This window comes from Lelliottia sp. 7254-16 (genome assembly GCF_002922995.1).
Lineage (GTDB): Bacteria > Pseudomonadota > Gammaproteobacteria > Enterobacterales > Enterobacteriaceae > Enterobacter > Enterobacter jeotgali.
Genome location: NZ_PQVS01000018.1, coordinates 1 through 25,192, shown reverse-complemented (window position 1 = coordinate 25,192; position 25,192 = coordinate 1). Strand labels below are relative to the sequence as shown.

The window sequence follows — 25,192 nt, the reverse complement described above, 5'->3', positions numbered from 1 at the left end:
CACTCATTATGGCTATGGTACAACCCAAATCTCAGAAACTGCGCCTCCTGGTGACGCACTTAGGGCTGCTGATTTTTATCGCCGCCATCATGTTCCCGCTGCTGATGGTGATCGCGATTTCCCTGCGTGAAGGCAACTTTGCGACCGGCAGCCTGATCCCGGAGCAAATCTCCTGGGAGCACTGGAAGCTGGCGCTGGGCTTTAGCGTCGAGCACGCCGATGGTCGCGTGACGCCGCCGCCGTTCCCGGTGCTGCTGTGGCTGTGGAACTCCATCAAAGTGGCCGGAATTACCGCTATCGGGATTGTGGCGCTCTCCACCACCTGCGCGTACGCCTTTGCCCGTATGCGCTTCCCAGGCAAAGCCACGCTGCTGAAAAGCATGCTGATTTTCCAAATGTTCCCGGCGGTGCTGTCGCTTGTGGCGTTGTACGCGTTGTTTGACCGTCTCGGCCAGTACGTGCCGTTTATCGGTCTCAACACCCACGGCGGGGTGATTTTTGCCTACATGGGCGGGATCGCGCTTCACGTCTGGACGATTAAGGGCTATTTCGAAACCATCGACGGGTCGCTTGAAGAAGCGGCGGCGCTGGATGGAGCAACGCCGTGGCAGGCCTTCCGCCTGGTGCTGTTGCCGCTGTCGGTGCCAATTCTGGCGGTGGTGTTTATTCTGTCGTTCATCGCGGCCATTACCGAAGTGCCGGTCGCGTCGCTGCTGTTGCGTGATGTGAATAGCTACACGCTGGCCGTGGGTATGCAGCAATATCTCAACCCGCAAAACTACCTGTGGGGCGACTTTGCTGCAGCCGCTGTACTCTCTGCTATCCCGATCACCGTGGTGTTCCTGCTGGCTCAGCGCTGGCTGGTCAACGGCCTCACGGCGGGCGGTGTGAAAGGTTAAGTTTCATCGTGTTATGCCACTGCAACCCTCAACTTTGACGTAATGTATTGACCCTAACTTGTGACTGTTGTTTGGCGCTCCCCGGAGCGCCATTTTTTTATTCGCGTTTCAGCCGTTTAGAGTTGCACAGCCAGAGGGTAATGACCAACAGCAGGATCGCCGCCGAGTAGATCAGTACGTCGAGAGGAGACTTATGATCGACGATGATCAGCCGCACAATCGCGGTGATGCCAATATAGACAAAGTAACGCAGCGGGAAATGAAAGCCGGATTGAAAGTACTTCACAATCAGGGCGATAAATTCGAAGTAGAGAAAGTAGACCACCAGTCCTTCAACCAGCTCATATTTGCTGGTTTGTTCAGGGGCGAACAGCACATCCGCCAGATGCACCGTCTCTTTGCCGAGAAAGACGACCAGTATCAGGCCAAGGCTCAACAGGCCGAGGCTTAGCACGGTCTGGAGAACCATTGAGATAAACTCAACGCGCGGGCGAGTCAGGGATGTCATACAGCACCTCATTCTCTGGAGCGAAGTTCCTGTATAACGCAAAAATGTGACGGAGATCTATATTTTTTGTTTATGTTTTATGCAAACCAGAGGAATCTCCCCTCTCCCAAAGGGAGAAGGGGCCGTTCGGTGCAGGCTATAGGTCGCACGATGCGGTCTTTCCCCCTCGCCCCCGTTGGGGATAGGGTCGGGGTGAGGGGAACATGCCGGTTTTGTAGGCCGGATAAGCGCAGCGCCATCCGGTAAAACAGCCTTAGCGGAAGTTAACCGACCGATCGCTGGTCATATCATACAGCTGGAATTTACGTCCAAGCTGCTGCCCGCCGTCGCGCGTCAGCGGCGTCCAGCCGATCGCCGCGCGGCTGCGGGTCGGGCCTGACGAGAACAGATCCAGCGGAATCGAGACGTACACCCCTTTGGTGAAATCCCCTTCCCCGTACTCGTCCGGCGAGACGTTGGTAATGGTCGCGTAACCGCCCACCACCACGCCGCTGTCAAAGCGTTTAGCTACCTCCAGCGTACCGCCTTTATCCCCCGCCAGATACTGCCCCACGCTGGCTTTCACCAGCACGTCCTGGGCAAATGACGGCGTCCAGTAAGCGGTCAGGTGGCCAGTTTTCACGCTGTAATCGGTGAACTTCATCATGTCCTGCGCGCTGCGCCAGTCGCGCTGTTTCACGTAGTTGGCATCCAGGCCGAACGCCCAGTTGCTGTCGACCGGGCGATAAAGCACTTCCGCCCCTGCGCCGCCGTACATGGTTTCCAGATAACCGCCGTAAACCTGGCCGTAGAAGCCGTTGCCGAGGTACTGGAAGTAGTTGGCCTGCATATTGTTCACGTACACATCGTTCTGCACATATTCACGCACGCGGGTACGCACGCGCGGCAGCTTCGAGTCGCTCGGCGGGTTGGTGTAGTTGAATTTGTCGTAGTTATTGGCGATGTTGCCAAACACGCTGCCGGTGGTCAGGAGGTGATCCGTCATCCACAGATCCGCCGTCGCCATCACGCCCAGTTGATACATGTAAAAGTTTTCTGGCCCGCCGACCGACTGGTTAAGGATCGGATCGATATGGAAATCGAAGCGTGATTTGTCGATATACCAGCCCTGCTCGGTGGCTTCTGGCACCACCGGTTCGATGCGTTTTTGCACCAGCTCCGTTTCATGCCCCAGCGGTTCACCTTCAAGATGACGTTTCAGGCTGGCGACATCCGTTTCGGTCGTGACCTGCGGCATGTTCAGACGATTCTCCGTCACGCGGATCGTGCGGATCCCGTCCGGCAGATCGTTCATCACGATCCGGTTTGCCCGTTCGATCCCTTCATGGGAATCGCGGTATTTCACCTGCTCGCCCGTGACGTACAGCGTGTCACCTTTGGTCTGGATTTTCGGATCGGCCAGGCCCGCGTTGTATTTCAGCAACGTCAGCTGATTTGCGACCACCGAGTGTTGAATGATCGCGTCCTGCGGCTGCGGTCGATACGCCGGGCGTGAATTGTCGTTATACGACGGACGCATATCGTTGAAGTTGGTGCGCAGCGTGACACCAAACATAAAGGTGTTGCCGCGCTCGTAGCTGAGGTTAACGTCGGCCCAATCGGTGACGCGGTAAATGGCGCCGACGTTAAACTTGCTCTTCTGTTCGATCTTGCCCGCAAAATCTTCGGTGTAGTTATTACCTTCGTATTCCAGCTTCAGGCGCAGCGGCTGCCACGGCGTCTGGTATTCCACGCCGCCAAACAGTGAGGCCGGACCGTGGAACATCTGGTCGCCATTCACCGAACCGGCTTTCTGATAGCTGTTATCGCGATAGCAATATTTGTCGCTGTACGAGCAGAACGGGTTTTTCACGTTGCCGCTGGTACCGAGATAACCCCAGCCCATCCCAAGCGAAAAGTCGAACGGTCCCCAGGCTTTGTTGGCGACGATGTATTCCGCATCGAACAAGCCGGTACCGCCGATGTCGCGCGCCCCGACGGAGACTTGCGGCATCCAGTAGCTCTCTTCCCACAGGCGCAGTTTGACGTCGAAAGCTTTGTCTTTGTAAGTCTGATTACCTGAAAACGCCTCGACGCTGCTGTACTGTTTGGTGCGCACATCGGTGTAGCGCAGGGTGGTTTCGAGCCACGGGAATAGCTGCACCGACGCAGAATAGTAGCGATACTGATCGTTATCGCGGTAGTTGAGGCTGATTTCCCCCTCGCGCGCCATGCGTGCAGTGGGAGTTTGCATCAGCCCGACGCCGCCGAAATCTGATTGCGACGGCCCAACGGGTGCAGGAAAAGTTTCGGCGTGGCAGGCGGCGCTGACGCAAAGCGCCAGCATGCTGTAGAGATAAGTTCTTTTCATTATTCCGGTATCCGATGCGTCAGGGAATGAAGGATGTCGGTGTTCAGCCCGTCATATGCCTTCGTCCAGAAATGATCGGCAAAGCCGACAAAAATCACGCTGCCCGGCATCGGCTCAATATGGCGTTTATTCCAGTACGCCACCGGAGCCTTTTGCGTGCGACCATCGGGATACACGACCCACGCATAGCTGCGTTCAGCGCCCGCCAGCAGGCTTTGGTCATCAAGATAACTCGCCAAATCACGCCCCGGCGTAAACGGCTTTTCGCCAGGATTGCTGACGAGGCCCATCACCGTGACGGTGGTCGGCTGCGGCGCGATCCACAGGCTGTATTCCCCTTCCAGGGTCGGATTACCGTTCTCGACCACGCGCACTTTATCCGGATCGAGATTCACCAGCTGGCGTCCGGTGACGTCTATCGCCTGAAGCTGTTGGCGCACGGCGTTGATAGCCGCCGCCGTGTCGCCGGTTTCTTGCCCTGCCAGCCCCGTCAACCGGGCCAGCAGCGCCTTGTGTTTCTGTTCGGCCACGACGCTGGCCTGGCGCTCGCTAATCACCGCCCCCGGCCACCAGCTGTTTGCCAGTCGGGGTTGCCCGACCAGATCGATCAAGTGTTCGGCGTTGGATAAGGTTTTTGGTTCCTTGCTCTCAGAGGTGTAGACCTTCACGGTCCCCGCTGACCAGGCCATCGGCGTGACAAGCGTCAGGAACAGCGCAGCAGAAATGATGATTTTCATGATTTCGCCGCCTTGATCAGGGTGGCTTTCACCGGGAAGAAGTTCGCGCCAAGGTATTGCAGGGACTGACGAATCTGCCCTTCGTCATCGACCCAGAAGCGGTTATGCCAGCTCGTCTGGTCGGTTGTGACTTCTTCGTCGAGGATACGCACCTGCGTTTCGTCGCTGCCGACGGTGACAATGTCGGTGCCATCCCAGCGGAAAACGGACCGCGCCGTGGCGTAGCGCACCTGCTTGTGTTCCGTCCAACCCATCGTGCGCGTCCAGCTTGTGCCGTCGACGATTTGATTCGGTTTGATCAGCGGGTCTGCAGCGAGGTTGTTCACTTCAAGTAGGTTGTCGCCGCCAAGCAGGGTTTTCACGATGCGCCCGTGCTGCGTCACGATGGTGGCCTGATCCTGCGTCACCCATTTCTGCTGCCCGTTTTCGGTGAAAGCGAGCACCACAAACAGCTGCGGCCCATCGTTTAACTGCATGTACTGGCTGGCGTAGGGCATATTCTGGATATCGTCATCCGTCAGATGCACGCCGGGCGTGCCGAATACGCTGTCCCACAGTGAGTTTCCCAGCCCTTTGGTGGTGGCTGAGCACGCCTGCAATAGCAGGCAAATCAGAATGATTGCAGGTCGCTTCACGACTCTTCTCCGAAGGGGGTGAAATAACCACACCGAAGTGTGGTTAGGGTAATACACCCGTGATTACTGAGTGCTTGTTGTCGTGGTGGTCGTGGTTCCGGTATTGGAGCCATCACCGCCACCGGTTGCCGCCAGAGCGACACCCACGGCCGAGCCTACGGTGCTGGTCGCGGTCGCGGTAGAACTTCCCGCTGACGCAGACGTTGCTGCCGAGCCTGCTGCTTCTCCGACCTGAACCGGAGCCGCATAGACAGACGTCGCCGCAAGCGCAGATATGGCAAAAATGCCATACAGTACTTTTTTCATAACAATTTCCCTTCAATGAATGAATGGAGATTTGCCCAAAAAGAAATTCAGGCGGATTCGAGTATACACAACTAAAGCAGGCGGATTGCCGTACGGGGAAATAGCGAGACGGTTTTAGGATAAATGGATGAAACGAAATGTCAGCGGATAAAAAACATTAATCAAGACGTATAAATTCAATGATTTATAATATAATAAAATATCAGCAAGTCTCCGTATTTTCCTAAAATAACCCTTAGTCATTAACCGGGTAATCGGCCTTTTCGGATTAAACTCAGAATAGAAATTTGCGCCAGGTAACGGACAACCGGAATTATCCGATAAAAAAATGCCGGCATTTCGCCGGCATTGTTCAGGGAATATTAATTATCCACGCCAGGATTTATAGCGATTAATCAGACCATTTGTTGAACTGTCATGGCTGTTAATATCTTTATCGTCGCCCAGCTCAGGCAGGATGCGGTTCGCCAGCTGTTTGCCCAGCTCAACGCCCCACTGATCGAAGGTGAAGATATTCAGGATCGCGCCCTGAGTGAAAATTTTGTGCTCATACAGGGCAATCAACGCACCCAGGCTGAACGGCGTGATTTCGCGCAGCAGGATGGAGTTGGTTGGGCGGTTGCCTTCGAAGACTTTGAACGGCACCACGTGGTCCAGCGTGGCCGGATCTTTACCCTGGTCACGATATTCCTGCTCAACCACGTCGCGGGCTTTACCAAACGCCAGCGCTTCGGTCTGCGCGAAGAAGTTAGACAGCAGTTTCTGGTGATGGTCGGACAGCGCGTTGTGGGTCTGCGCCGGCGCGATGAAATCACATGGGACCATTTTGGTGCCCTGGTGAATCAGCTGATAGAACGCGTGCTGACCGTTGGTGCCCGGCTCGCCCCAGATGATTGGCCCGGTCTGGTAATCCACCGCGTTGCCGTTACGGTCAACGTATTTGCCGTTGGATTCCATGTTGCCCTGCTGGAAGTACGCCGCGAAGCGGTGCATGTACTGGTCGTACGGCAGGATCGCTTCGGTTTCTGCGCCGAAGAAGTTGTTGTACCAGATACCGATCAGCGCCAGCAGCACCGGCAGGTTTTTTTCAGCCGGAGTGGTGGAGAAGTGCTTGTCCATCGCGTGCGCGCCAGAGAGCAGCTCAACGAAGTTGTCGTAACCTACGGACAGGATGATCGACAGACCAATCGCTGACCACAGGGAGTAACGACCGCCGACCCAATCCCAGAACTCGAACATGTTCGCGGTATCGATGCCGAACTCGCCCACGGCTTTACCGTTGGTGGAGAGCGCCGCGAAGTGTTTGGCGACGTGTTTGTTATCGCCCGCCGTTGCCAGGAACCAGTCGCGCGCGCTGTGAGCGTTGGTCATGGTCTCTTGCGTGGTGAAGGTTTTAGAGGCGACCAGGAACAGGGTGGTTTCCGGGTTCACTTTTTTCAGCACTTCAGCGATGTGGGTGCCATCGACGTTGGAAACGAAGTGCATGTTCAGATGATTTTTGTACGGACGCAGCGCTTCGGTCACCATGAACGGGCCGAGGTCAGAACCGCCGATACCGATGTTCACGACGTCAGTGATCGCTTTGCCAGTGTAGCCTATCCAGCTACCGGAGATAATGGCTTCGGAGAAGGTTTTCATCTTCTCGAGCACGGCGTTCACTTCCGGCATCACATCTTTGCCGTCGACGATAATCGGAGTATTGCTACGGTTACGCAGCGCGACATGCAGCACAGCGCGGTCTTCGGTGCGGTTGATCTTCTCGCCGGAGAACATGGACTTGATGGCACCTGCCAGATCGGTCTCTTTCGCCAAATCCTGCAGTTTTGCCAGCGTCTCTTCGGTGATGCGGTTTTTGGAGAAGTCCACCAGCATCTGATCGTCGAAGGTAGCGGAGAATTTGCTGAAACGGTCGCCGTCTTTCGCGAACAGGTCCGCGATGGTGACGTCTTTCATTTCGTCGAAGTGTTTTTGTAGTGCCTGCCAGGCAGTGGTCTGCGTTGGATTGATGTTTTTCATTAGCAATACTCTTGTGATTTGAGAATTGTGACTGCCGTCGATTGTAGCGCCTGTAAACAGAAATTGTGATGGTTTTTATGCCATTGCCCTGGTCTGCATCAAACGGGCGTGAAAAGTCCCAAAAGTATAGCCGCTACAGCCAGCCCCATCGCGGTGGAATGTCCTTCGGATCGCCGTAAAACGAGGGATAAAATAATGGCTTGTTATTAGTCCTGTTACTGAGGGGTACCCCCCCATGAAAAATCCGCATAATCCCAGCGTTGACAGGACTCCCCCCGCATTTTATTTATAGGGCGGTATTTGCGCCTGCACCTGTCATCGTTTCGTTCTTGTGCCAAGGTCGCTTTATTCTTTCCCTGACACGAGGATGTTATGACGAGTTTTGTTGTCGCCAAATTTGGCGGTACCAGTGTGGCCGATTACGACGCCATGAACCGCAGCGCCGACGTGGTGCTGGCCGATCCGACGACCCGCCTGGTAGTGCTTTCTGCCTCTGCTGGCGTGACCAATCTGCTGGTGGCCCTGTCAGAAGGACTGGAAGCGACCGAGCGCTTTGTGAAGCTCGACGCGCTGCGCAAAATTCAGTTCGATATCCTCGAGCGTATGAAGAACCCGCAGGTGATTCGTGAGGAAGTCGAACGCCTGCTGGAAAATATCACCACCCTGGCAGAAGCCGCTTCTCTGGCGACCTCGACCGCACTGACCGACGAACTGGTGAGCCACGGCGAGCTGATGTCGACGCTGCTGTTCGTTGAAATTCTGCGTGAACGCGACGTGCTGGCGCAGTGGTTTGACGTGCGTAAAGTCATGCGCACCAGCGACCGCTTTGGCCGCGCAGAACCGGACGTGGCGACCCTTTCCGAATTGTCGAAACAACAGCTGGCGCCGCGCCTGGCCGAGGGAATTGTCATTACTCAGGGCTTTATCGGCAGCGAAGCTAAAGGCCGCACCACCACGCTTGGCCGTGGCGGCAGTGACTACACGGCTGCGCTGCTGGGTGAAGCGTTGTACGCTACCCGCGTGGATATCTGGACCGATGTCCCAGGCATCTATACCACCGATCCGCGCGTGGTGCCTGCCGCAAAACGTATTGATGTGATCGCCTTTGAAGAGGCCGCCGAAATGGCGACATTTGGCGCGAAAGTGTTACATCCAGCCACTTTACTGCCTGCGGTTCGCAGCGATATTCCGGTGTTTGTCGGCTCGAGCAAAGATCCTAAAGCGGGCGGAACACTGGTCTGTAAAAACACCGAAAATCCACCGCTGTTCCGCGCGCTGGCGCTGCGTCGCAAGCAGACGCTGGTTACGCTGCACAGCCTGAATATGCTGCACTCCCGCGGTTTCCTGGCGGAAGTGTTCGGGATTCTGGCGCGCCATAATATCTCCGTGGATTTGATCACCACCTCAGAGGTAAGCATTGCGCTGACGCTGGACACCACTGGCTCTACGTCGACGGGCGATACCCTGCTGACGCAATCCCTGCTGATGGAACTTTCCGCTCTGTGCCGCGTGGAAGTTGAAGAGAATCTGGCCCTGGTGGCGATTATCGGCAACCAGCTGTCACGCGCCTGCGGCGTGGGCAAAGAGGTCTTTGGCGTGCTGGACCCGTTCAATATCCGCATGATTTGCTACGGTGCATCCAGCTACAACCTGTGCTTCCTGGTCCCGGGCCACGAAGCCGAGCAGGTCGTGCAGAAACTTCACCATAATTTGTTTGAATAAAATTCCTTAGCACGATAAACAATACCTATAGCCGGGCTCGAACCCGGCTTTTTTATAACTAAATAACACAACGACAATACTGCAAGGAATTCACTATGTTATCCGCAATCACGCGGCTGTTCCCGCTCTGGGCGCTGCTGCTCTCTGTTCTCGCTTATTACACGCCCTCGACCTTTACCCCGGTTGGCCCGTGGGTCACGACGCTGCTGATGCTGATCATGCTCGGCATGGGCGTGCATCTGAAAATCGACGATTTTAAACGCGTGCTGTCGCGCCCGGCGCCGGTCGCGGCGGGGATTTTCCTGCACTATCTGGTGATGCCCCTCGCCGCCTGGCTGCTGGCAATGGCCTTTAAAATGCCGCCGGATTTATCTGCCGGTATGGTGCTGGTAGGCAGCGTTGCCAGCGGGACGGCGTCGAATGTGATGATCTACCTGGCCAAAGGCGACGTGGCGCTGTCAGTCACCATCTCGTCGGTCTCAACGCTGGTGGGGGTGATTGCCACGCCGCTGCTGACACGTCTGTACGTGGATGCGCATATTCAGGTGGACGTGATGGGGATGCTGCTGTCGATCCTGCAAATCGTGGTGATTCCCATTGCGCTCGGACTGGTTATCCATCACCTGTTCCCGCGCGTCGTGAAGGCTGTGGAACCCTATTTGCCTGCTTTTTCGATGGTCTGCATTCTGGCGATCATCAGCGCCGTGGTAGCCGGTTCTGCCTCGCACATTGCGTCGGTTGGTTTTGTGGTGATCATCGCGGTGATTCTGCATAACACTATCGGTCTGCTGGGCGGCTACTGGGGCGGGAAGCTGTTTGGCTTTGATGAATCGACCTGCCGTACGCTGGCGATTGAAGTGGGGATGCAGAACTCAGGCCTTGCGGCAGCGCTCGGTAAGATCTACTTCTCCCCTCTCGCGGCGCTGCCTGGCGCACTGTTCTCGGTGTGGCATAACCTGTCCGGCTCGCTGCTGGCGGGTTACTGGTCAGGAAAACCGATTGAAGCGCAGCCGAAAAAAGAAGTGATCAAAGAAAACTAATTCTCTTCGCGCAAACCCCGGCTTGCTTTACACTGAAGCCTCTACTCTCAAGAGGCTTCAGGTATGTCCACACCGAGATTGACCCAGAAAGACATGACGGAAGGCGAGCAGCGCGAGCTGAAAACCCTGCTCGATCGCGCACGGATTGCACATGGTCGTACTCTGACAAACGCTGAAACCAATCAGGTGAAAAAAGAGTACATCGACAAGCTGATGGCCGAGCGTGAAGTCGAAGCGAAGAAAGCCCGCAAACTCAAAAAAGCGCAGGCTTATAAGCCAGATAAGGAATCCACGTTCTCGTGGACTGCCAATACTTCACCCCGTGGAAGGCGCTAATTTAGCGCCCTTTCTTTTTACGGCCTGGCTGTACGAAGCGTTTCCCGGCAGGTTTGTTGCGCTCTTTTTCTGTGGATTTCGGCGCGCTGACCACAGGCCGTTTTATCCCCTGGGTTTTCGGTTTCGCTTTGGCTTTCGGCTTAGCCTCGGAAGACGACCCTTCAATCAGCTTAAACAGCTCAATCAGCTCATCCCCGGTCAGATCGCGCCATTCTCCCTGCGGGATACCGGAAACGCTGACGTTCATGATGCGCGTACGCTCAAGCTTCGTGACCTCAAAACCAAAATGCTCGCACATACGGCGGATTTGACGGTTTAAGCCCTGCACCAGGGTAATGCGGAACGTGAACGGCGCCTCTTTTTTAACTTTGCACTTCTTGGTGACGGTGCCCAAAATCGGCACGCCCGCGCCCATACCGCGAATAAAATCATCCGTGACAGGCTTGTTGACCGTCACCAGATACTCTTTCTCATGATCGTTACCGGCACGCAGGATTTTGTTCACCAGATCGCCGTGGTTGGTGAGGAAAATTAACCCCTGCGAGTCTTTGTCCAGACGCCCAATCGGGAAGATACGGCTGCTGTGGTTGACGAAATCGACGATGTTATCCCGCTCGCCATCTTCCGTGGTGCTGACAATGCCGACCGGCTTGTTCAACGCGATAAACACCAGATCTTCTTCATCTCGCGGCTCGATCAGCTGACCATTCACTTTCACTACGTCGCCAGGCACAACCTGATCGCCAATGGTGGCGCGCTTGCCATTGAGGAAGACGTTGCCTTGCTCGATGTAACGGTCAGCCTCACGACGCGAGCAAATTCCGCTCTCGCTAATGTATTTGTTTAATCGGGTTGATTGGGTGGGCAGCATAATTTCTCCTTAATGGGCGAAATATACCTTAGGTTTGGGCTGGTAAAAAGATTAGCCAGTAAAAACTGACTTTCGCTATTACAGCTTGCGAGGCGGCTTCAGAATCTGCGTTCTGCTCATTTATCACATGGCAATTTTCTTCTATTTTTCTCGCCAATAGTTCGTTCTGAATGTAGTTTAAAAACCACATGGAGTAGTATGAAGGAAATTATCCAGACTGAGAGTTTCCAACGATGGGAGCGGAACCTAAAAGATAAGCGAGCGAAGACGCTGATAGCGACCCGGCTGTTTCGATTAGCGAATGGCTTGCCAGGCGATGTGAAATCTGTCGGCGAAGGCATCTGTGAGTTGCGGGTTCATTATGGCCCGGGCTTTCGAATCTATTTCAAACAGCATGGGGATGTTCTTCTCATCCTGCTAAGCGGTGGTGACAAAAGCAGCCAGGCTCAAGATATCTATCTGGCGAAGACGCTCGCCAAAACACTCGACCTCAAGGAGTTGATAGACCATGAATAAATTGACGTCTTACGATCCCGCCGATGCACTGGTCGATGATGATGAAGTGGCTGTGTTTATGGCCGATGCACTGGAAACGGGTGATGCTGCCTATATCGCAAAAGCTCTAGGCGTTATTGCCCGGGCAAAAGGTATGGGCCAAATCGCCGAACAGACGGGTTTATCCCGGGAACAGCTCTACCGCTCTTTTAGTGAAAAAGGAAACCCAACGCTCAAAACCACGTTGGCGGTCATGAAAGCGCTGGGTCTCGGATTAACGCTCAGAAGCGCAAAAAACTAATACTCATCCCTATCGTCATCTTCGTCCGGCTGTTCCATGACGCTGTAGGCTACTGAGCAGAACAATGAGTTGAGACGTTTCATATCGCCAAGCAGCCCCAGGTGAAGGGAGCTGGTTTCGATACTTTGCACGTTCTGCTGATGCAGGCGATCAACGTGGGCGTGAGAGTAACGGCGGTTGAGAATGCGGAAACGGTGCTTGTTGCGGCGCAGACGACGGGCACTCGGCACGTCGCCGGAGAAGAAGACCGACATCGCCAGCTGCAGGTTGCTGAGCAGTTGATCCTGCAGCGTGTCCAGCTCCACGACGCCTTCCAGGGAGAACGCCCGACGGGCAGCCAGTGATTTATCGGCGATTTCGCTGCCCATGCGTTCGACAATATCCGATGCCTGCTCAAGGTTGAACGACATCTCGATAATCTCCGCCCAACGGCGGGACTCCTCTTCTGCCAGTTCATCCTGCGGCATCCGGGCCAGATAGAGTTTGATGGCGGTGTAAAGCACGTTGATGTCGTCAGCCAGCTTGCGCAGCTCTTTCTCTTCGCGCGGTTCACCGTGCATGACTTTTTTCAGGCCATCCAGCATGGTCTCCATCGCATCGCCCATGCGCAGGGTTTCACGGGCGGCATTCGCCAGCGCCAGCGCCGGGGTATCCAGCGCCGAGGTGTCGAGATGCTTCGGTTTCAGACGAGCGTCCAGCTCGGGTTCATCACGAATCATGCGCTTACAGAATCGCGCCATCGGCCCGGCGAACGGCACCATCGCCAGACAGCGCACCAGGTTGTAGAAGACATGGAAGTAGATCACCAGCTCGGCTTTCGGTAGCGGCAGGTTATCCATCAGGTTCGCCAGCGGATGGACAAACGGCAGGATTACCAGGCTGCCCACCAGCTTGAACAGCAAACTCCCAAGCGCCACGCGGCGGGCAGCGGCATTTGCGCCGCTGTTGTTGAGCATCGCCAGCAGACCAGAGCCAAGGTTCGCGCCGATCACCAGGCACAGCGCGACCGGGAAGGAGATCGCCCCGGCGGTGGTTAGCGTCGCGGTGAGCAGCACTGCCGCGAGGCTGGAGTAGCTGATAATGGCGAACACCGCGCCAATCAGCGCATCGAGCATAATATCGCCCGTCAGCGAGGCGAAAATCACCTGCACGCCGTTGGCCTGGGTGATCGGCGTGACCGCCTGAACGATAAGTTCCAGCGCCAGCAGAATCAGCCCGAGGCCAATTCCCACGCGGCCCAACTGCCCTTCACGCGTCTGTTTGCGGCCGAGGAAGAAGATCACGCCGATGAAAATCAGCAGCGGCGAAAGCCAGGAGAGATCGAAGGTCAGGATTCGCGCCATTAGCGCGGTCCCGACGTCTGCGCCCAGCACGATAACTAACGCCGGAGTGAGCGCCACCAGGTCCTGCGCCACAAACGAGGTGACGAGCATGGTGGTGGCGTTACTGCTTTGCACAAGGGCGGTGACGCCGATGCCCGCACAGAAGGCGAGCGGTTTTTTCTCAACGCTGCGGCTGAGGACGGTGCGTAAGCGTGCGCCAAATACGCGCATCACGCCGGTACGGACAATGTGCGTGCCCCAGACCAGCAGAGCGACGGCCGATAGCAGGTGTAACAGTGTCAGCACGGAAGTGGGTTCTCCTTATTGTTGTCGGTTATCCTTTGGCTTCTTTGCCGGGCGGTACTGCGTTTGCCCAGCCTACGGTCTTTTGTAGGCCCGGTAAGCGAAGCGCCACCGGGCTGAGTTTTTTAAGTATAAGAGTTATTGCGACAGAAAGAGACAGGGCGCCCGATGAGCGCCCTGTTTGTTGTAAGGAAAAGTGAAATCAGTCGGCGTCGTAGCCCAGATTTGGGGCCAACCAGCGTTCCACTTCTGAGACGCTCATCCCCTTACGCAGCGCATAGTCTTCCACCTGATCGCGCTGGATTTGCGCCACCGCGTAGTATTTGCTGTCAGGATGGCTGAAATACCAGCCTGAAACGGACGCTCCCGGCCACATGGCGTAGGATTCGGTCAGTTTCATACCGGTGTGAGTTTCGACATCCAGAAGTTGCCAGATGGTGCCCTTTTCCGTGTGTTCCGGGCACGCCGGATAACCCGGTGCCGGGCGAATGCCCTGGTAGTTTTCACGGATCAGCTCCTCGTTGCTGAGGTTCTCATTCGCAGCATAACCCCAGTGAACTTTACGTACCCGCTCATGCAGGTATTCCGCGAACGCTTCTGCCAGGCGATCGGCGAGGGCTTTCAGCATAATTTTGTTGTAATCGTCGTGCTGCGCCTCGTACGCGTCAGCGAGCGCGTCCTCCTCCAGCCCACCGGTGACAGCAAACGCGCCGATGTAGTCCGCTTTGCCACTGAGTTTTGGCGCCACGAAATCGGCCAGACAGTAGTTGGCAAAACCGACTTTCTCGGTTTGCTGACGCAAATGACGGCTCACCGCCAGCACGTTGGTGCGGGTTTCATCGCGATAAATTTCGATGTCATCCCCGATACGGTTCGCCGGGAACAGGCCCACAACGCCGCGTGGATTGAGGCTCTTTTCAGCACTTAACTGGTCGAGCAAATCGTTGGCGTCTTTAAACAGGCGCTGCGCCTCTTCACCGACCACCTCATCTTCCAGAATGCGCGGGTATTTTCCGGCCAGCGACCAGGTCATGAAGAACGGCGTCCAGTCGATGTAATTGCGCAGCGTTTCAATACTGGCGGTGACTTCCTGCACGCCCAGACGGTGCGCCACCGGTGGCGTGTAGCTTGACCAGTCGAACGCCAGATCGTTTTCGCGTGCCGCAGCCAACGTTACCGGCGGGGTGCGCGGTTTTTTGCGGGCGTGCTGGATGCGAACGGTGTCGTACTCTTTGCGGGTTCGGGCGACAAAATCGTCGCGCTGCGTCGCAGAAAGCAGAGCTGACACCACGCCCACGGTACGCGAAGCGTTCTGCACGTAGACCGTCGGCCCACTGTAGTTCTGCTCGATTTTTACCGCCGTATGCGCTTTCGAAGTGGTCGCGCCGCCAATCAGCAGCGGAATGGTAAAGCCCTGGCGCTCCATCTCTTTCGCCACGTTGACCATTTCGTCCAGCGACGGGGTGATCAGCCCGGAGAGGCCGATCAGATCCGCGTTCACCTCGCGCGCGGTTTTGAGGATTTTGTCCGCCGGAACCATCACGCCCAAATCGATGATTTCGTAGTTATTACACTGCAGCACCACGCCGACGATATTTTTGCCGATGTCGTGCACGTCGCCTTTGACGGTCGCGATCACCATCTTGCCGTTGGTGGAACCTTTCTCTTTGCTGGCCTCAATGTACGGCTCAAGATAGGCCACCGCCTGCTTCATCACGCGCGCGGATTTCACCACCTGCGGTAGGAACATTTTGCCCTCGCCGAACAGGTCGCCGACCACGTTCATACCGTCCATCAGCGGGCCTTCGATCACCTCAATCGGACGTGTGGAGAGCTGACGCGCCTCTTCCGTATCCAGCTCGATAAACTCGGTAATGCCTTTGACCAGCGAATATTCCAGACGCTTTTTCACGTCCCAGGCGCGCCACTCAGCCTGCTGAACTTTCACGCTTTCATCGCTTTTACTGCCGCGATATTTCTCCGCCAGATCCAGCATCCGCTCGGTGGAGTCGTCGCGGCGGTTGAGGATCACATCTTCCACCGCGTCGCGCAGTTCGGCGGGCAGGTCGTCGTAAATCGCCAGCTGTCCGGCGTTGACGATCCCCATGTCCATGCCGTTGCGAATGGCGTAGTACAGGAACACGGCGTGGATCGCTTCACGCACCGGGTCGTTACCGCGGAACGAGAACGACACGTTGGAGACGCCGCCGGAAATCAGGGCGTGTGGCAGTTCGCGTTTAATATCTTCGCACGCGCCGATAAAGTCCTGCGCGTAGTTGTTGTGCTCTTCGATCCCGGTCGCGACGGCGAAGATATTGGGGTCGAAAATGATGTCTTCTGGCGGGAAACCGACCTCTTCGGTCAGGATCTTGTACGCCCGACGGCAAATTTCAATCTTGCGTTCGCGGGTGTCGGCCTGGCCGACTTCGTCAAAGGCCATCACCACCACAGCGGCACCATAACGGCGCACCAGTTTGGCGTGGTGGATGAATGGCTCGATACCCTCTTTCATTGAGATCGAGTTGACGATGCCCTTGCCCTGAATGCACTTCAGCCCTTTTTCGATGACCTCCCATTTGGAGGAGTCAATCATGATCGGCACGCGGGCGATGTCCGGCTCACCGGCAATCAGGTTCAGGAATCGCACCATCGCCGCTTCGGCGTCGAGCATCCCTTCATCCATATTGATGTCGATGATCTGCGCGCCGCTTTCCACCTGCTGGCGGGCGACGTCCAGCGCTTCGCTGTATTTCTCTTCTTTGATCAGGCGCTTGAACTTCGCAGAACCGGTAACGTTAGTCCGTTCACCGACGTTCACAAACAGGCTGTCATCGGCAATCGTGAGCGGCTCAAGACCGGCCAGACGACAGGCAACGGGAAGCTTGGGCAACTGGCGCGGCGGTAAACCTGCCACTGCGTTGCTCATGGCAGCGATGTGTTCCGGCGTGGTGCCACAGCAGCCCCCGACGATGTTCAGAAAGCCCGACTCGGCCCACTCGCGGATCTGCGCGGCCATAGTCGTCGCATCAAGATCGTATTCGCCAAAGGCGTTTGGCAATCCGGCGTTCGGGTGCGCGGTCACATAGCACTCAGCGATGCGGGAAAGTTCCTGTACATACTGGCGCAGTTCGTCCGGGCCGAGCGCACAGTTCAGGCCGAAGGTGAGCGCATCGGCGTGACGCAGGGAGTTGTAAAACGCTTCCGTCGTCTGCCCCGAAAGGGTACGCCCGGAGGCGTCAGTGATGGTGCCGGAGATCATGATCGGCAAATCGACGCCCAGCGCTTCCATCTCTTCTTTCACCGCAAAGATCGCGGCTTTAGCGTTAAGGGTATCGAAAACTGTTTCAATCATGATCAGATCGGAACCGCCTTCCACCAGCGCTTTGGTCGATTCACGATAGGCGGCAACCAGCTGGTCAAAGGTGACGTTGCGGTAGGCCGGGTCGTTGACGTCAGGTGAAATTGAGGCGGTACGGTTAGTCGGGCCAAGCACCCCGGCGACGTAGCGCGGTTTTTCCGGTGTGCGGGCAGTCCATGCATCGGCGCAAGCACGCGCCAGTCGGGCGGCCTCGAAGTTGATTTCCGCCGACAGGGATTCCATCTGGTAATCCGCCATAGCGATGGTGGTCGAGTTGAAGGTGTTGGTTTCAACGATGTCCGCGCCCGCCTCGAAATAGGCGTTATGAATCGCCGCGATGACATCCGGTTTACTCAGCACCAGCAGGTCATTGTTGCCTTTCAGGTCGCAGGGCCAGTCGGCGAAACGCTCGCCGCGGAAATCCTCTTCACTGAGACGATAGCTCTGGATCATGGTGCCCATGCCGCCGTCCAGCACCAGAATTCGTTCATTTAACTGCGCACGCAGTTGATCTACTTTGCTGCTCACACTCGCTCCCGACAACACTCAACAAGGCCAAAAGGCTGCGGTCCATACTGGCATAATCTCGCAGGGGGGAGAAGTCACGCAGCGTTAACATGAGACATGTTCACTATCACTCCTCCGATCAGTCAGGATAACGGTTGCAAATTCACCAAATAAAACGAAAATGATTTCCACGATACAGAAAAAGGAATCCGTCATGGTCGCCACCGTTCCCGCAAAACGCGGCAGAAAACCTGCTGCCACCACCGCGCCGCCAGGCGGACAAGTTCAGTCGCTGACGCGCGGATTAAAGCTGCTGGAATGGATTGCGGAATCCCACAGCAGCGTAGCTCTGACCGAGCTGGCGCAGCAGGCTGGTTTGCCGAACTCCACGACGCATCGCCTGTTGAGCACCATGCAGCAGCTCGGTTTTGTCCGCCAGGTGGGCGACCTGGGCCACTGGTCGGTTGGCGCACATGCATTTATCGTCGGCAGCAGCTTTTTGCAAAGCCGAAATCTGCTCGCGATTGTTCACCCTATCCTGCGCAAACTGATGGAAGATTCTGGCGAGACGGTCAATATGGCGGTGCTCGACCAGAGCGACCATCAGGCGATTATCATTGACCAGGTGCAGTGTACACAGCTAATGCGCATGTCTGCGCCGATTGGTGGCAAGCTGCCAATGCATGCCTCCGGCGCGGGAAAGGCGTTTCTGTCGCAGCTCAGCGAGGAGCAAGTCACTGGCCTGCTGCATCGCAAAGGGCTGCACGCATATACCCACGCGACGCTGGTTTCTCCCCTGCATCTGAAGGAAGATTTAGCGCAGACACGCAAGCGCGGCTATTCGTTTGATGATGAAGAACACGCCCTGGGACTGCGCTGCATTGCGGCCTGCATTTTTGATGAGCATCGCGAACCGTTCGCGGCGATCTCCATTTCCGGACCTATTTCCCGCATCACTGATGACCGTGTGACCGAGCTGGGTGCGCTGGTGATCAAAGCGGCGAAGGAAGTGACGCTGGCGTATGGTGGGATTCGTTAAGATGTTTTGCCCGGCGGCGCTTCGCTTGCACGGGCCTGGAAAAGACGAGTAGGCCGGGTAAGGCGTAGCCGCCACCCGGCTTTTATCGGCACCGGTTCCGGAGTTGCCCGGTGGCGCTGTGCTTACCGGGCCTACAAAACCTGAACGTAGGCCGGGTTAGGTGTTGCCGCCACCCGGCATTACATCGCGTATCGAATGCTAAAACGCTGCCGCCTGCGGTAAGCGTATACATCTTCAACATAGCCATTTTTAATGCGGGTTTGTAGGCTGCGCCAGTAGTCGGCACGGAACAGGTCGTCGTGCATCTCTTCAAACAACGGCCCGATGCGCGGGTCGGCGCACAGCCAGTGGCGAAACTCCTCCGGGAAGACATCGCCCGGCGAGACGCTGTACCACGGCTCACTGGCCAGTTCATCCTCCGGATAACGAGCGGCTGGGATATCGCGGAAATTCACCTCGGTCATGTAGCAAATTTCATCGTAATCGTAGAACACCACGCGCCCGTGACGGGTTACACCGAAGTTTTTAAACAACATATCGCCGGGGAAAATATTGGCCGCCGCGAGCTGACGTATAGCGTTTCCGTACTCTTCAATTGCATCACGCAACGCCTGCCCGTCCACCTGCTCCAGCCAGATATTGAGCGGCACCATCCGCCGTTCAATATATAAATGGCTGATGGCAATTTTATCACCCATATCGGTGATTTTGCCCGGTGCCTCCTGTAGCAGTAACGCCATCAGTGCCGGAGCGATCTGGCGTTTCTCCAGTACAAAATTTTCAAACTCCTGAGTGTCCGCCATACGTCCGACGCGATCGTGCTCTTTAACCAGCTGATAGCACGCGCGGACGTGCGCCGCCGTCATCTCTTTTTGCGGGGCGAATTTATCTTTAATGACCTTAAAGACGCGATCAAAACCGGGCAACGTGAAGACCAACATCACCATCCCGCGAATGCCGGGGGCTTCGATGAACTGCTCGTCGGTGCTGGTGATGTAGTGCAGGTATTCGCGATAGCTTTCCGTTTTCGCGTGTTTCTGACAGCCAATCGCCATATACAGTTCGGCGGTGGTTTTGACGGGCAGTAGCTCGCGAAGCCACTCAACCAGCGCGGCGGGATGCGGGGCATAGACCATGAAATAGGAGCGGGCGAAGCCGAAAACAATGCTCGCCTCAGCGCTGGTCGTCAGGCAGGCGTCGACGAAAAGCTCGCCGTCATCCGTGCGATGAATCGGTAGCAGAAAGGGGATCGTAGCCGTGGGCGAGATCAGTTTCCCGACCAACCAGGCCGCTTTATTACGGAAAAACAGCTCGTTAGCCACCTGCAAATGGCTGCGCTGGAGCACTTCTGCGCCGAAGGTTTCCGTCAGATGAGCGATGATGTAACCCACATCGCGCGCTTTGTTTTGCCACGGCAGACGCAGGGGTAAATCCGAGAGCATTTTGCTTAACAGGCTTTCCCAGCCGTGCTCCGGGAAGAAATCCTTCGACAGCGGGCGCGGGATCGTACGGAAGCGACGCTCAGGCTGAGAGCTGAAAATAAATAACCGCTCAGGAGATAGCGAGCGGTGGTCAAATAACCGACAATAGACGGAGTTGAAAAAGCTCTCCGCAATTTCGAAGCGCGGGTAATCCGGTAATAAATGGGTGTAGTGGTCTTTTACGCGTAGCAGAAAATCGGCGTCGGGGCTTTTACCGTCGGTGATGCAGCGCAGTTGTTCTACCACCAGACCGACGTGATGATCGTAAAGATGAATGCGCTGCTTCATCGCCTGCTGAACGGCGTGCCAGTCGGCATGTTCAAAGCGCTGCTGCGCGCCGGAAGTCACTTCCAGAAAACGGCCATACTGCGCGTCAAAGCCCTGCAGGATGGTTTGTGCAATCAGTAACTCCAGGCCTCGCGACATGCATTTCCCCCATCATCATGCGGGTATCGCCGGATGGCGCATTCGCTTATCCGGCCTACGGACCCCTGTAGGCCCGGCAAGCGGAGCGCCGCCGGGCAATCAGATTCAGAATTGTGACTCTTCCGTCGACCCTGTCAGCGCAGTCACCGAGGACGCGCCGCCCTGAATGATGGTAGTCACTTTGTCGAAGTAGCCCGTGCCCACTTCCTGCTGGTGAGAGGCGAAGGTGTAACCCTCTTTGCTCGCCGCGAATTCCGGCTGCTGTACTTTTTCCACATAGTGCTTCATGCCCTCGCCCTGCGCGTAGGCATGGGCCAGGTCGAACATGTTGAACCACATACTGTGGATGCCCGCGAGGGTGATGAACTGGTATTTGTAGCCCATTTCAGACAGTTGCTGCTGGAAGCTGGCGATAGTTTTATCGTCCAGATTCTTCTGCCAGTTGAAGGACGGCGAGCAGTTGTATGCCAGCAGTTTGCCCGGATATTTGGCATGGATCGCATCGGCAAAGCGTTTTGCCAGCGCCAGGTCCGGCGTAGAGGTTTCACACCACACCAGGTCGGCGTACGGCGCATAAGCCAGACCACGGCTGATGGCCTGCTCAATCCCCGCGTGAGTCCGGTAGAACCCTTCGCTGGTGCGCTCGCCGGTGATGAATTCGCTGTCGTACGGGTCGCAGTCGGAGGTAATCAGATCCGCCGCATCCGCATCGGTACGGGCGATAACCAGCGTCGGCACACCCAGCACATCCGCCGCCAGACGCGCGGCAACCAGCTTCTGGATCGCTTCCTGCGTCGGGACCAGCACTTTACCGCCCATATGACCGCATTTCTTCACGGACGCCAGCTGATCTTCAAAGTGAACTGCCGCTGCACCGGCTTCAATCATGGATTTCATCAGCTCAAAGGCATTCAGCACGCCGCCAAAGCCCGCTTCGGCATCGGCCACGATCGGCAGGAAATAGTCGACGAAACGTGGATCGTTCGGTTCGATTCCGGACGCCCACTGGATCTGATCCGCACGGCGGAAGGTGTTGTTGATCCGATCCACCACCGACGGCACCGAGTTAGCCGGATAAAGCGACTGGTCCGGATACATACTGGACGCCAGGTTGGCGTCAGCTGCCACCTGCCAGCCGGACAGATAAATCGCTTCGATACCCGCTTTCGCCTGCTGCAACGCCTGACCACCGGTCAAGGCACCGAGGCTGTTGATGTATCCTTTTTTCGATTCACCGTGCAGCAGACGCCACATTTTCGCCGCACCAAGCTGCGCCAGCGTGCATTCCGGGTTGACCGAACCACGCAGTTTCACCACTTCCTCTGCGCTGTACGGGCGGTTGATGCCTTCCCAGCGCGGTTGAGTCCACTCTTTTTGTAATTCTTCGATTTGTTGGGTACGGGTTTTCATGTGCAGATGCTCCATATTGTTATGTGGTGGGTTCAGGCCAGCAGGCGGTAGCCGGGCAGAGTTAAGAAATCAATCAGTTCGTCGGAAGTGGTGATTTGCTCCATCAGACGTGCGGCATCGTCAAAACGGCCGCTACTGAAGCGGTGTTCGCCCAGCTCGTCCTGAATCACCAGCATCTCTTCGGCGAGCATCTGGCGGAACAGAGATTTGGTCACTGGTTTACCGTTGTTGAGCGCTTTCTGGTGGTGGATCCACTGCCAGATGGAGGTGCGGGAGATCTCCGCCGTGGCGGCGTCTTCCATCAGGCCGTAAATCGGGACGCAGCCATTGCCCGAGATCCAGGCCTCGATGTACTGAACCGCTACGCGAATATTGGCGCGCATACCGGCTTCGGTGCGTTCCCCCTCGCAGGGCGCCAGCAGCTGTTCAGCCGTAATCAACGCATCGTCTTCTCGGGTAACGAACAGCTGATTTTTGTTATCACCCAGCACGCTGTTGAAGACCTCCATCGCCGTGTCTGCCAGGCCAGGATGGGCAACCCAGGTGCCATCGTGACCATTGCGGGCTTCCAGCTCTTTATCCGCCTTCACTTTGGTCAGGACCTGATTGTTGCGCTCGGCATCTTTACTCGGAATAAACGCCGCCATACCGCCCATCGCGAACGCACCGCGCTTGTGGCAAGTCTTGATCAGCAGCCGCGAGTAGGCGCTGAGGAACGGTTTGTCCATAGTGACCGCCTGACGGTCAGGTAGTACGCGGTCCGGGTGATTTTTCAGGGTTTTGATGTAGCTGAAAATGTAATCCCAGCGTCCGCAGTTCAGGCCGACGATGTGGTCGCGCAGAGCGTGCAGGATTTCATCCATCTGGAAGACAGCCGGCAGCGTTTCGATCAACAAAGTGGCTTTAATGGTGCCGCGCGGCAGATTGAAGCGATCTTCCGTGTAGCTAAAGACTTCACTCCACCAGGCCGCTTCCTGCCATGACTGCGTTTTTGGCAGGTAGAAATAAGGACCGCTGCCTTTAGCCAGCAGGCTTTTGTAGTTATGGAAGAAGTAGAGCGCAAAATCAAACAGGCTGCCGGGAATGGCTTCGTTGCGCCATGTTACGTGTTTTTCGGGCAGATGAAGGCCGCGCACGCGACAAATCAGGACCGCTGGATTGGGTTTGAGTTGATAGATTTTTCCGGCTTCGTTGGTATAGCTGATAGTGCCATTCACCGCATCGCGCAGGTTGATTTGCCCCTCGATCACTTTACGCCAGTCCGGCGCCAGCGAATCTTCGAAGTCGGCCATAAAGACTTTTACGTTGGCATTCATGGCGTTAATCACCATTTTGCGCTCGACCGGGCCGGTGATTTCGACGCGACGATCTTGTAAATCCTGCGGGATTCCACGAATATTCCACTCTGATTCACGAATGGAAGCGGTTTCCGAAATGAATCCTGGCAGCTTGCCGTTGTCGATTTCCTGCTGTTGCTGGATACGAGCGGCCAGCAATTTATTGCGCTTTGGTGCGAAGCGCGTCACCAGCTCAGTCAGAAACTCGACGGCATCTGGCGTTAAAACCTGCTGTTCCTGCTCACCATAAGGTTGGTTAAACGCCAGTTCATCGGCGGTCGTTGCCTGTTGATTCATCTCTCTGCTCCTCACCAAAGATCCAAAAAAGAGTCCCCATCGCGAGCGAAAGATCGTTGCGTAGTTTTCGCTCAGCAGAATTAAGATTAACCATTATCATTTCGAAATCAAAAACAATTTCCATTTTAATTATAAAATACAAATATGTTATTGATTGTATTGAGATTAAAAATAGATCAATTGATGAGTTTGGTTTCGGAAATAAAAAAGGCACCCGAAGGTGCCTGTTCTGGAATGCTGAAACGCTTTAGGATCGCTTAGAGTAGAACATTACTCTAGCGTTGGATTCATGTGGCGCAGATCGTATGGCGTGATCTGGTAGACGTAATAGTTGAGCCAGTTAGTAAAGAGCAAATTCCCGTGACTGCGCCAGGACGCTCTGGGTGTGTTCTGTGGATCGTTTTTAGGGAAATAGTTGTAGGGAATTTCCGGGGTTAATCCCGCTTCTAAATCGCGGAAAAATTCGCTCGCGAGGGTGTGGGCGTCGTACTCGGGATGACCGGTGACAAAGGCGATACGTTTGTCTTTGCTGGCGAACAGATAGGCGTCACCATCCTCCGTCTCGGCCAGGATCTCCAAATCGGTGTAATCACGAATCAGTGCTGCCGGGAAATCCGCATAGCGCGAGTGAGGGGCGAGGAAAGAGTCGTCAAAACCGCGAGTCAGCAGCGCATGGGGATGAAGAATATGATGTTCATAGACACCAGAAAGCTTATCTGCGCGGGTTTGTTTAGGGATGCCGTAGAGAATATTCAGTGCCGCTTGTACCGCCCAACAGACAAAGAGTGTTGAGGTGACGTGATCTTTGGCCCATTCGAGAACCTGTTTGATCTGCGGCCAATAGGCCACATCGTTGAATTCCACCAGGCCAAGCGGCGCGCCTGTGACGATCAGGCCATCGTAATTATCATTACGGATATCTTCGAAGTTACAGTAGAAATTATTCAAATGTTCGGACGGTGTGTTGCGCGATTCACGGGCATCGATACGCAGCAGCTGAATGTCCACTTGTAGCGGCGAGTTAGAGAGCAAACGGAGAAACTGATTTTCCGTTTCGATCTTCTTAGGCATCAGATTGAGGATAAGAACCTTTAGAGGGCGAATTTCCTGACCTGTCGCGCGCGAGGCCTTCATCACGAAGACGTTTTCTTCACGCAAGAAATTGACGGCTGGTAGCTCGTCCTGCACCCTAATCGGCATAACCTTATATCCTCACAGCATACGTATAAACGTTTAGACATCCAGATAGCTGACAATAACCAGGAATCGGGTGAATGTCGAGTCTGTAAGAGGAAGGTGAGAAAGTTTCACGGAGGATTTTTAGAAAGGACAAAAACACAAAAAGGCCATCCTTCCGGATGGCCTCTTCACTTAATTGATGCCTGGCAGTTCCCTACTCTCACATGGGGAGACCCCACACTACCATCGGCGCTACGGCGTTTCACTTCTGAGTTCGGCATGGGGTCAGGTGGGACCACCGCGCTAAAGCCGCCAGG

At 55.7% G+C, this 25,192-nt stretch carries 20 protein-coding genes and 1 rRNA gene; 7 read left to right on the top strand and 14 right to left on the bottom strand.

Going from position 1 to position 25,192, the window contains the following annotated elements; all coding sequences use genetic code 11:
• Positions 1–8 precede the first annotated feature (8 nt).
• Positions 9–899, top strand: coding sequence for a maltose ABC transporter permease MalG (gene malG, locus C3708_RS19575; RefSeq protein WP_095280320.1), 891 nt, complete (start codon positions 9–11; stop codon positions 897–899).
• A 97-nt stretch (positions 900–996) separates the two neighbouring features.
• Here the strand turns inward: malG and psiE are convergent, their stop codons facing one another.
• From psiE to pgi, 6 genes are all read right to left on the bottom strand, one after another.
• Positions 997–1,407, bottom strand: a complete 411-nt coding sequence (psiE, locus tag C3708_RS19570) for a phosphate-starvation-inducible protein PsiE (protein ID WP_095280319.1) — start codon at positions 1,405–1,407, stop codon at positions 997–999.
• A 253-nt stretch (positions 1,408–1,660) separates the two neighbouring features.
• Positions 1,661–3,757: a YjbH domain-containing protein gene (locus tag C3708_RS19565; protein ID WP_103950032.1), complete on the bottom strand. Its 2,097-nt coding sequence runs from the start codon at positions 3,755–3,757 to the stop codon at positions 1,661–1,663.
• Positions 3,757–4,494: a capsule biosynthesis GfcC D2 domain-containing protein gene (locus tag C3708_RS19560; protein ID WP_103950031.1), complete on the bottom strand. Its 738-nt coding sequence runs from the start codon at positions 4,492–4,494 to the stop codon at positions 3,757–3,759. The genes C3708_RS19565 and C3708_RS19560 overlap by 1 nt, the downstream gene beginning before the upstream one ends.
• On the bottom strand, positions 4,491–5,129 hold the full coding sequence (locus C3708_RS19555; RefSeq protein WP_103950030.1) for a YjbF family lipoprotein: 639 nt from the start codon (positions 5,127–5,129) through the stop codon (positions 4,491–4,493). The genes C3708_RS19560 and C3708_RS19555 overlap by 4 nt, the downstream gene beginning before the upstream one ends.
• Positions 5,130–5,192: 63 nt before the next feature.
• On the bottom strand, positions 5,193–5,435 hold the full coding sequence (gene yjbE, locus C3708_RS19550) for an exopolysaccharide production protein YjbE (RefSeq protein ID WP_095280315.1): 243 nt from the start codon (positions 5,433–5,435) through the stop codon (positions 5,193–5,195).
• Positions 5,436–5,801: 366 nt separating this feature from the next.
• Complete coding sequence (gene pgi / locus C3708_RS19545) at positions 5,802–7,451, bottom strand: glucose-6-phosphate isomerase (RefSeq protein WP_103950029.1); 1,650 nt, start codon at positions 7,449–7,451, stop codon at positions 5,802–5,804.
• A 372-nt stretch (positions 7,452–7,823) separates the two neighbouring features.
• On the opposite strand from pgi, the gene lysC reads away from it, so the two are divergent.
• The 3 genes from lysC (at position 7,824) to C3708_RS19530 (ending at position 10,549) form a co-directional block, all read left to right on the top strand.
• On the top strand, positions 7,824–9,173 hold the full coding sequence (gene lysC / locus C3708_RS19540; RefSeq protein WP_095280313.1) for a lysine-sensitive aspartokinase 3: 1,350 nt from the start codon (positions 7,824–7,826) through the stop codon (positions 9,171–9,173).
• A 95-nt stretch (positions 9,174–9,268) separates the two neighbouring features.
• Positions 9,269–10,213, top strand: a complete 945-nt coding sequence (panS, locus tag C3708_RS19535; protein WP_095280312.1) for a ketopantoate/pantoate/pantothenate transporter PanS — start codon at positions 9,269–9,271, stop codon at positions 10,211–10,213.
• Positions 10,214–10,276: 63 nt separating this feature from the next.
• A complete protein-coding gene (locus C3708_RS19530; RefSeq protein WP_095280311.1) occupies positions 10,277–10,549 on the top strand; it encodes a DUF3811 domain-containing protein in 273 nt (90 codons plus the stop codon).
• Between the two features lies 1 nt (position 10,550).
• Here the strand turns inward: C3708_RS19530 and rluF are convergent, their stop codons facing one another.
• Complete coding sequence (rluF, locus tag C3708_RS19525) at positions 10,551–11,420, bottom strand: 23S rRNA pseudouridine(2604) synthase RluF (RefSeq protein ID WP_103950028.1); 870 nt, start codon at positions 11,418–11,420, stop codon at positions 10,551–10,553.
• 198 nt (positions 11,421–11,618) lie between these two features.
• On the opposite strand from rluF, the gene C3708_RS19520 reads away from it, so the two are divergent.
• Together C3708_RS19520 and C3708_RS19515 are read left to right on the top strand one after the other, a co-directional pair.
• Complete coding sequence (locus C3708_RS19520; RefSeq protein ID WP_103950027.1) at positions 11,619–11,936, top strand: type II toxin-antitoxin system RelE/ParE family toxin; 318 nt, start codon at positions 11,619–11,621, stop codon at positions 11,934–11,936.
• Positions 11,929–12,216 (top strand): addiction module antidote protein, encoded by a 288-nt coding sequence (locus C3708_RS19515; RefSeq protein WP_095280308.1) that lies wholly within the window; start codon positions 11,929–11,931, stop codon positions 12,214–12,216. Before C3708_RS19520 ends, C3708_RS19515 begins: the two co-directional genes overlap by 8 nt.
• On the opposite strand, the gene C3708_RS19510 is transcribed toward C3708_RS19515, so the two are convergent.
• Positions 12,213–13,844 (bottom strand): Na/Pi cotransporter family protein, encoded by a 1,632-nt coding sequence (locus C3708_RS19510; protein WP_103947515.1) that lies wholly within the window; start codon positions 13,842–13,844, stop codon positions 12,213–12,215. The genes C3708_RS19515 and C3708_RS19510 overlap by 4 nt on opposite strands.
• 199 nt (positions 13,845–14,043) lie before the next feature.
• The gene (gene metH / locus C3708_RS19505; protein ID WP_103950026.1) at positions 14,044–17,727 is read right to left on the bottom strand and encodes a methionine synthase; all 3,684 of its coding nucleotides are present in this window, start codon (positions 17,725–17,727) and stop codon (positions 14,044–14,046) included.
• 193 nt (positions 17,728–17,920) lie between these two features.
• Here metH and iclR point away from each other — a divergent pair, with 193 nt between their 5' ends.
• The gene (gene iclR, locus C3708_RS19500) at positions 17,921–18,745 is read left to right on the top strand and encodes a glyoxylate bypass operon transcriptional repressor IclR (RefSeq protein WP_133159658.1); all 825 of its coding nucleotides are present in this window, start codon (positions 17,921–17,923) and stop codon (positions 18,743–18,745) included.
• Between the two features lie 179 nt (positions 18,746–18,924).
• On the opposite strand, the gene aceK is transcribed toward iclR, so the two are convergent.
• The 5 genes from aceK to rrf all read right to left on the bottom strand — a co-directional run bounded on the left by aceK (position 18,925) and on the right by rrf (position 25,192).
• A complete protein-coding gene (gene aceK / locus C3708_RS19495) occupies positions 18,925–20,652 on the bottom strand; it encodes a bifunctional isocitrate dehydrogenase kinase/phosphatase (RefSeq protein ID WP_095280304.1) in 1,728 nt (575 codons plus the stop codon).
• Between the two features lie 105 nt (positions 20,653–20,757).
• Positions 20,758–22,062, bottom strand: coding sequence for an isocitrate lyase (gene aceA / locus C3708_RS19490; RefSeq protein WP_103950025.1), 1,305 nt, complete (start codon positions 22,060–22,062; stop codon positions 20,758–20,760).
• A 32-nt stretch (positions 22,063–22,094) separates the two neighbouring features.
• Positions 22,095–23,696: a malate synthase A gene (gene aceB / locus C3708_RS19485; protein WP_103950024.1), complete on the bottom strand. Its 1,602-nt coding sequence runs from the start codon at positions 23,694–23,696 to the stop codon at positions 22,095–22,097.
• A 270-nt stretch (positions 23,697–23,966) separates the two neighbouring features.
• The gene (metA, locus tag C3708_RS19480; RefSeq protein ID WP_103947519.1) at positions 23,967–24,896 is read right to left on the bottom strand and encodes a homoserine O-succinyltransferase; all 930 of its coding nucleotides are present in this window, start codon (positions 24,894–24,896) and stop codon (positions 23,967–23,969) included.
• 180 nt (positions 24,897–25,076) lie between these two features.
• Positions 25,077–25,192: ribosomal RNA gene (rrf, locus tag C3708_RS19475) — 5S ribosomal RNA — on the bottom strand.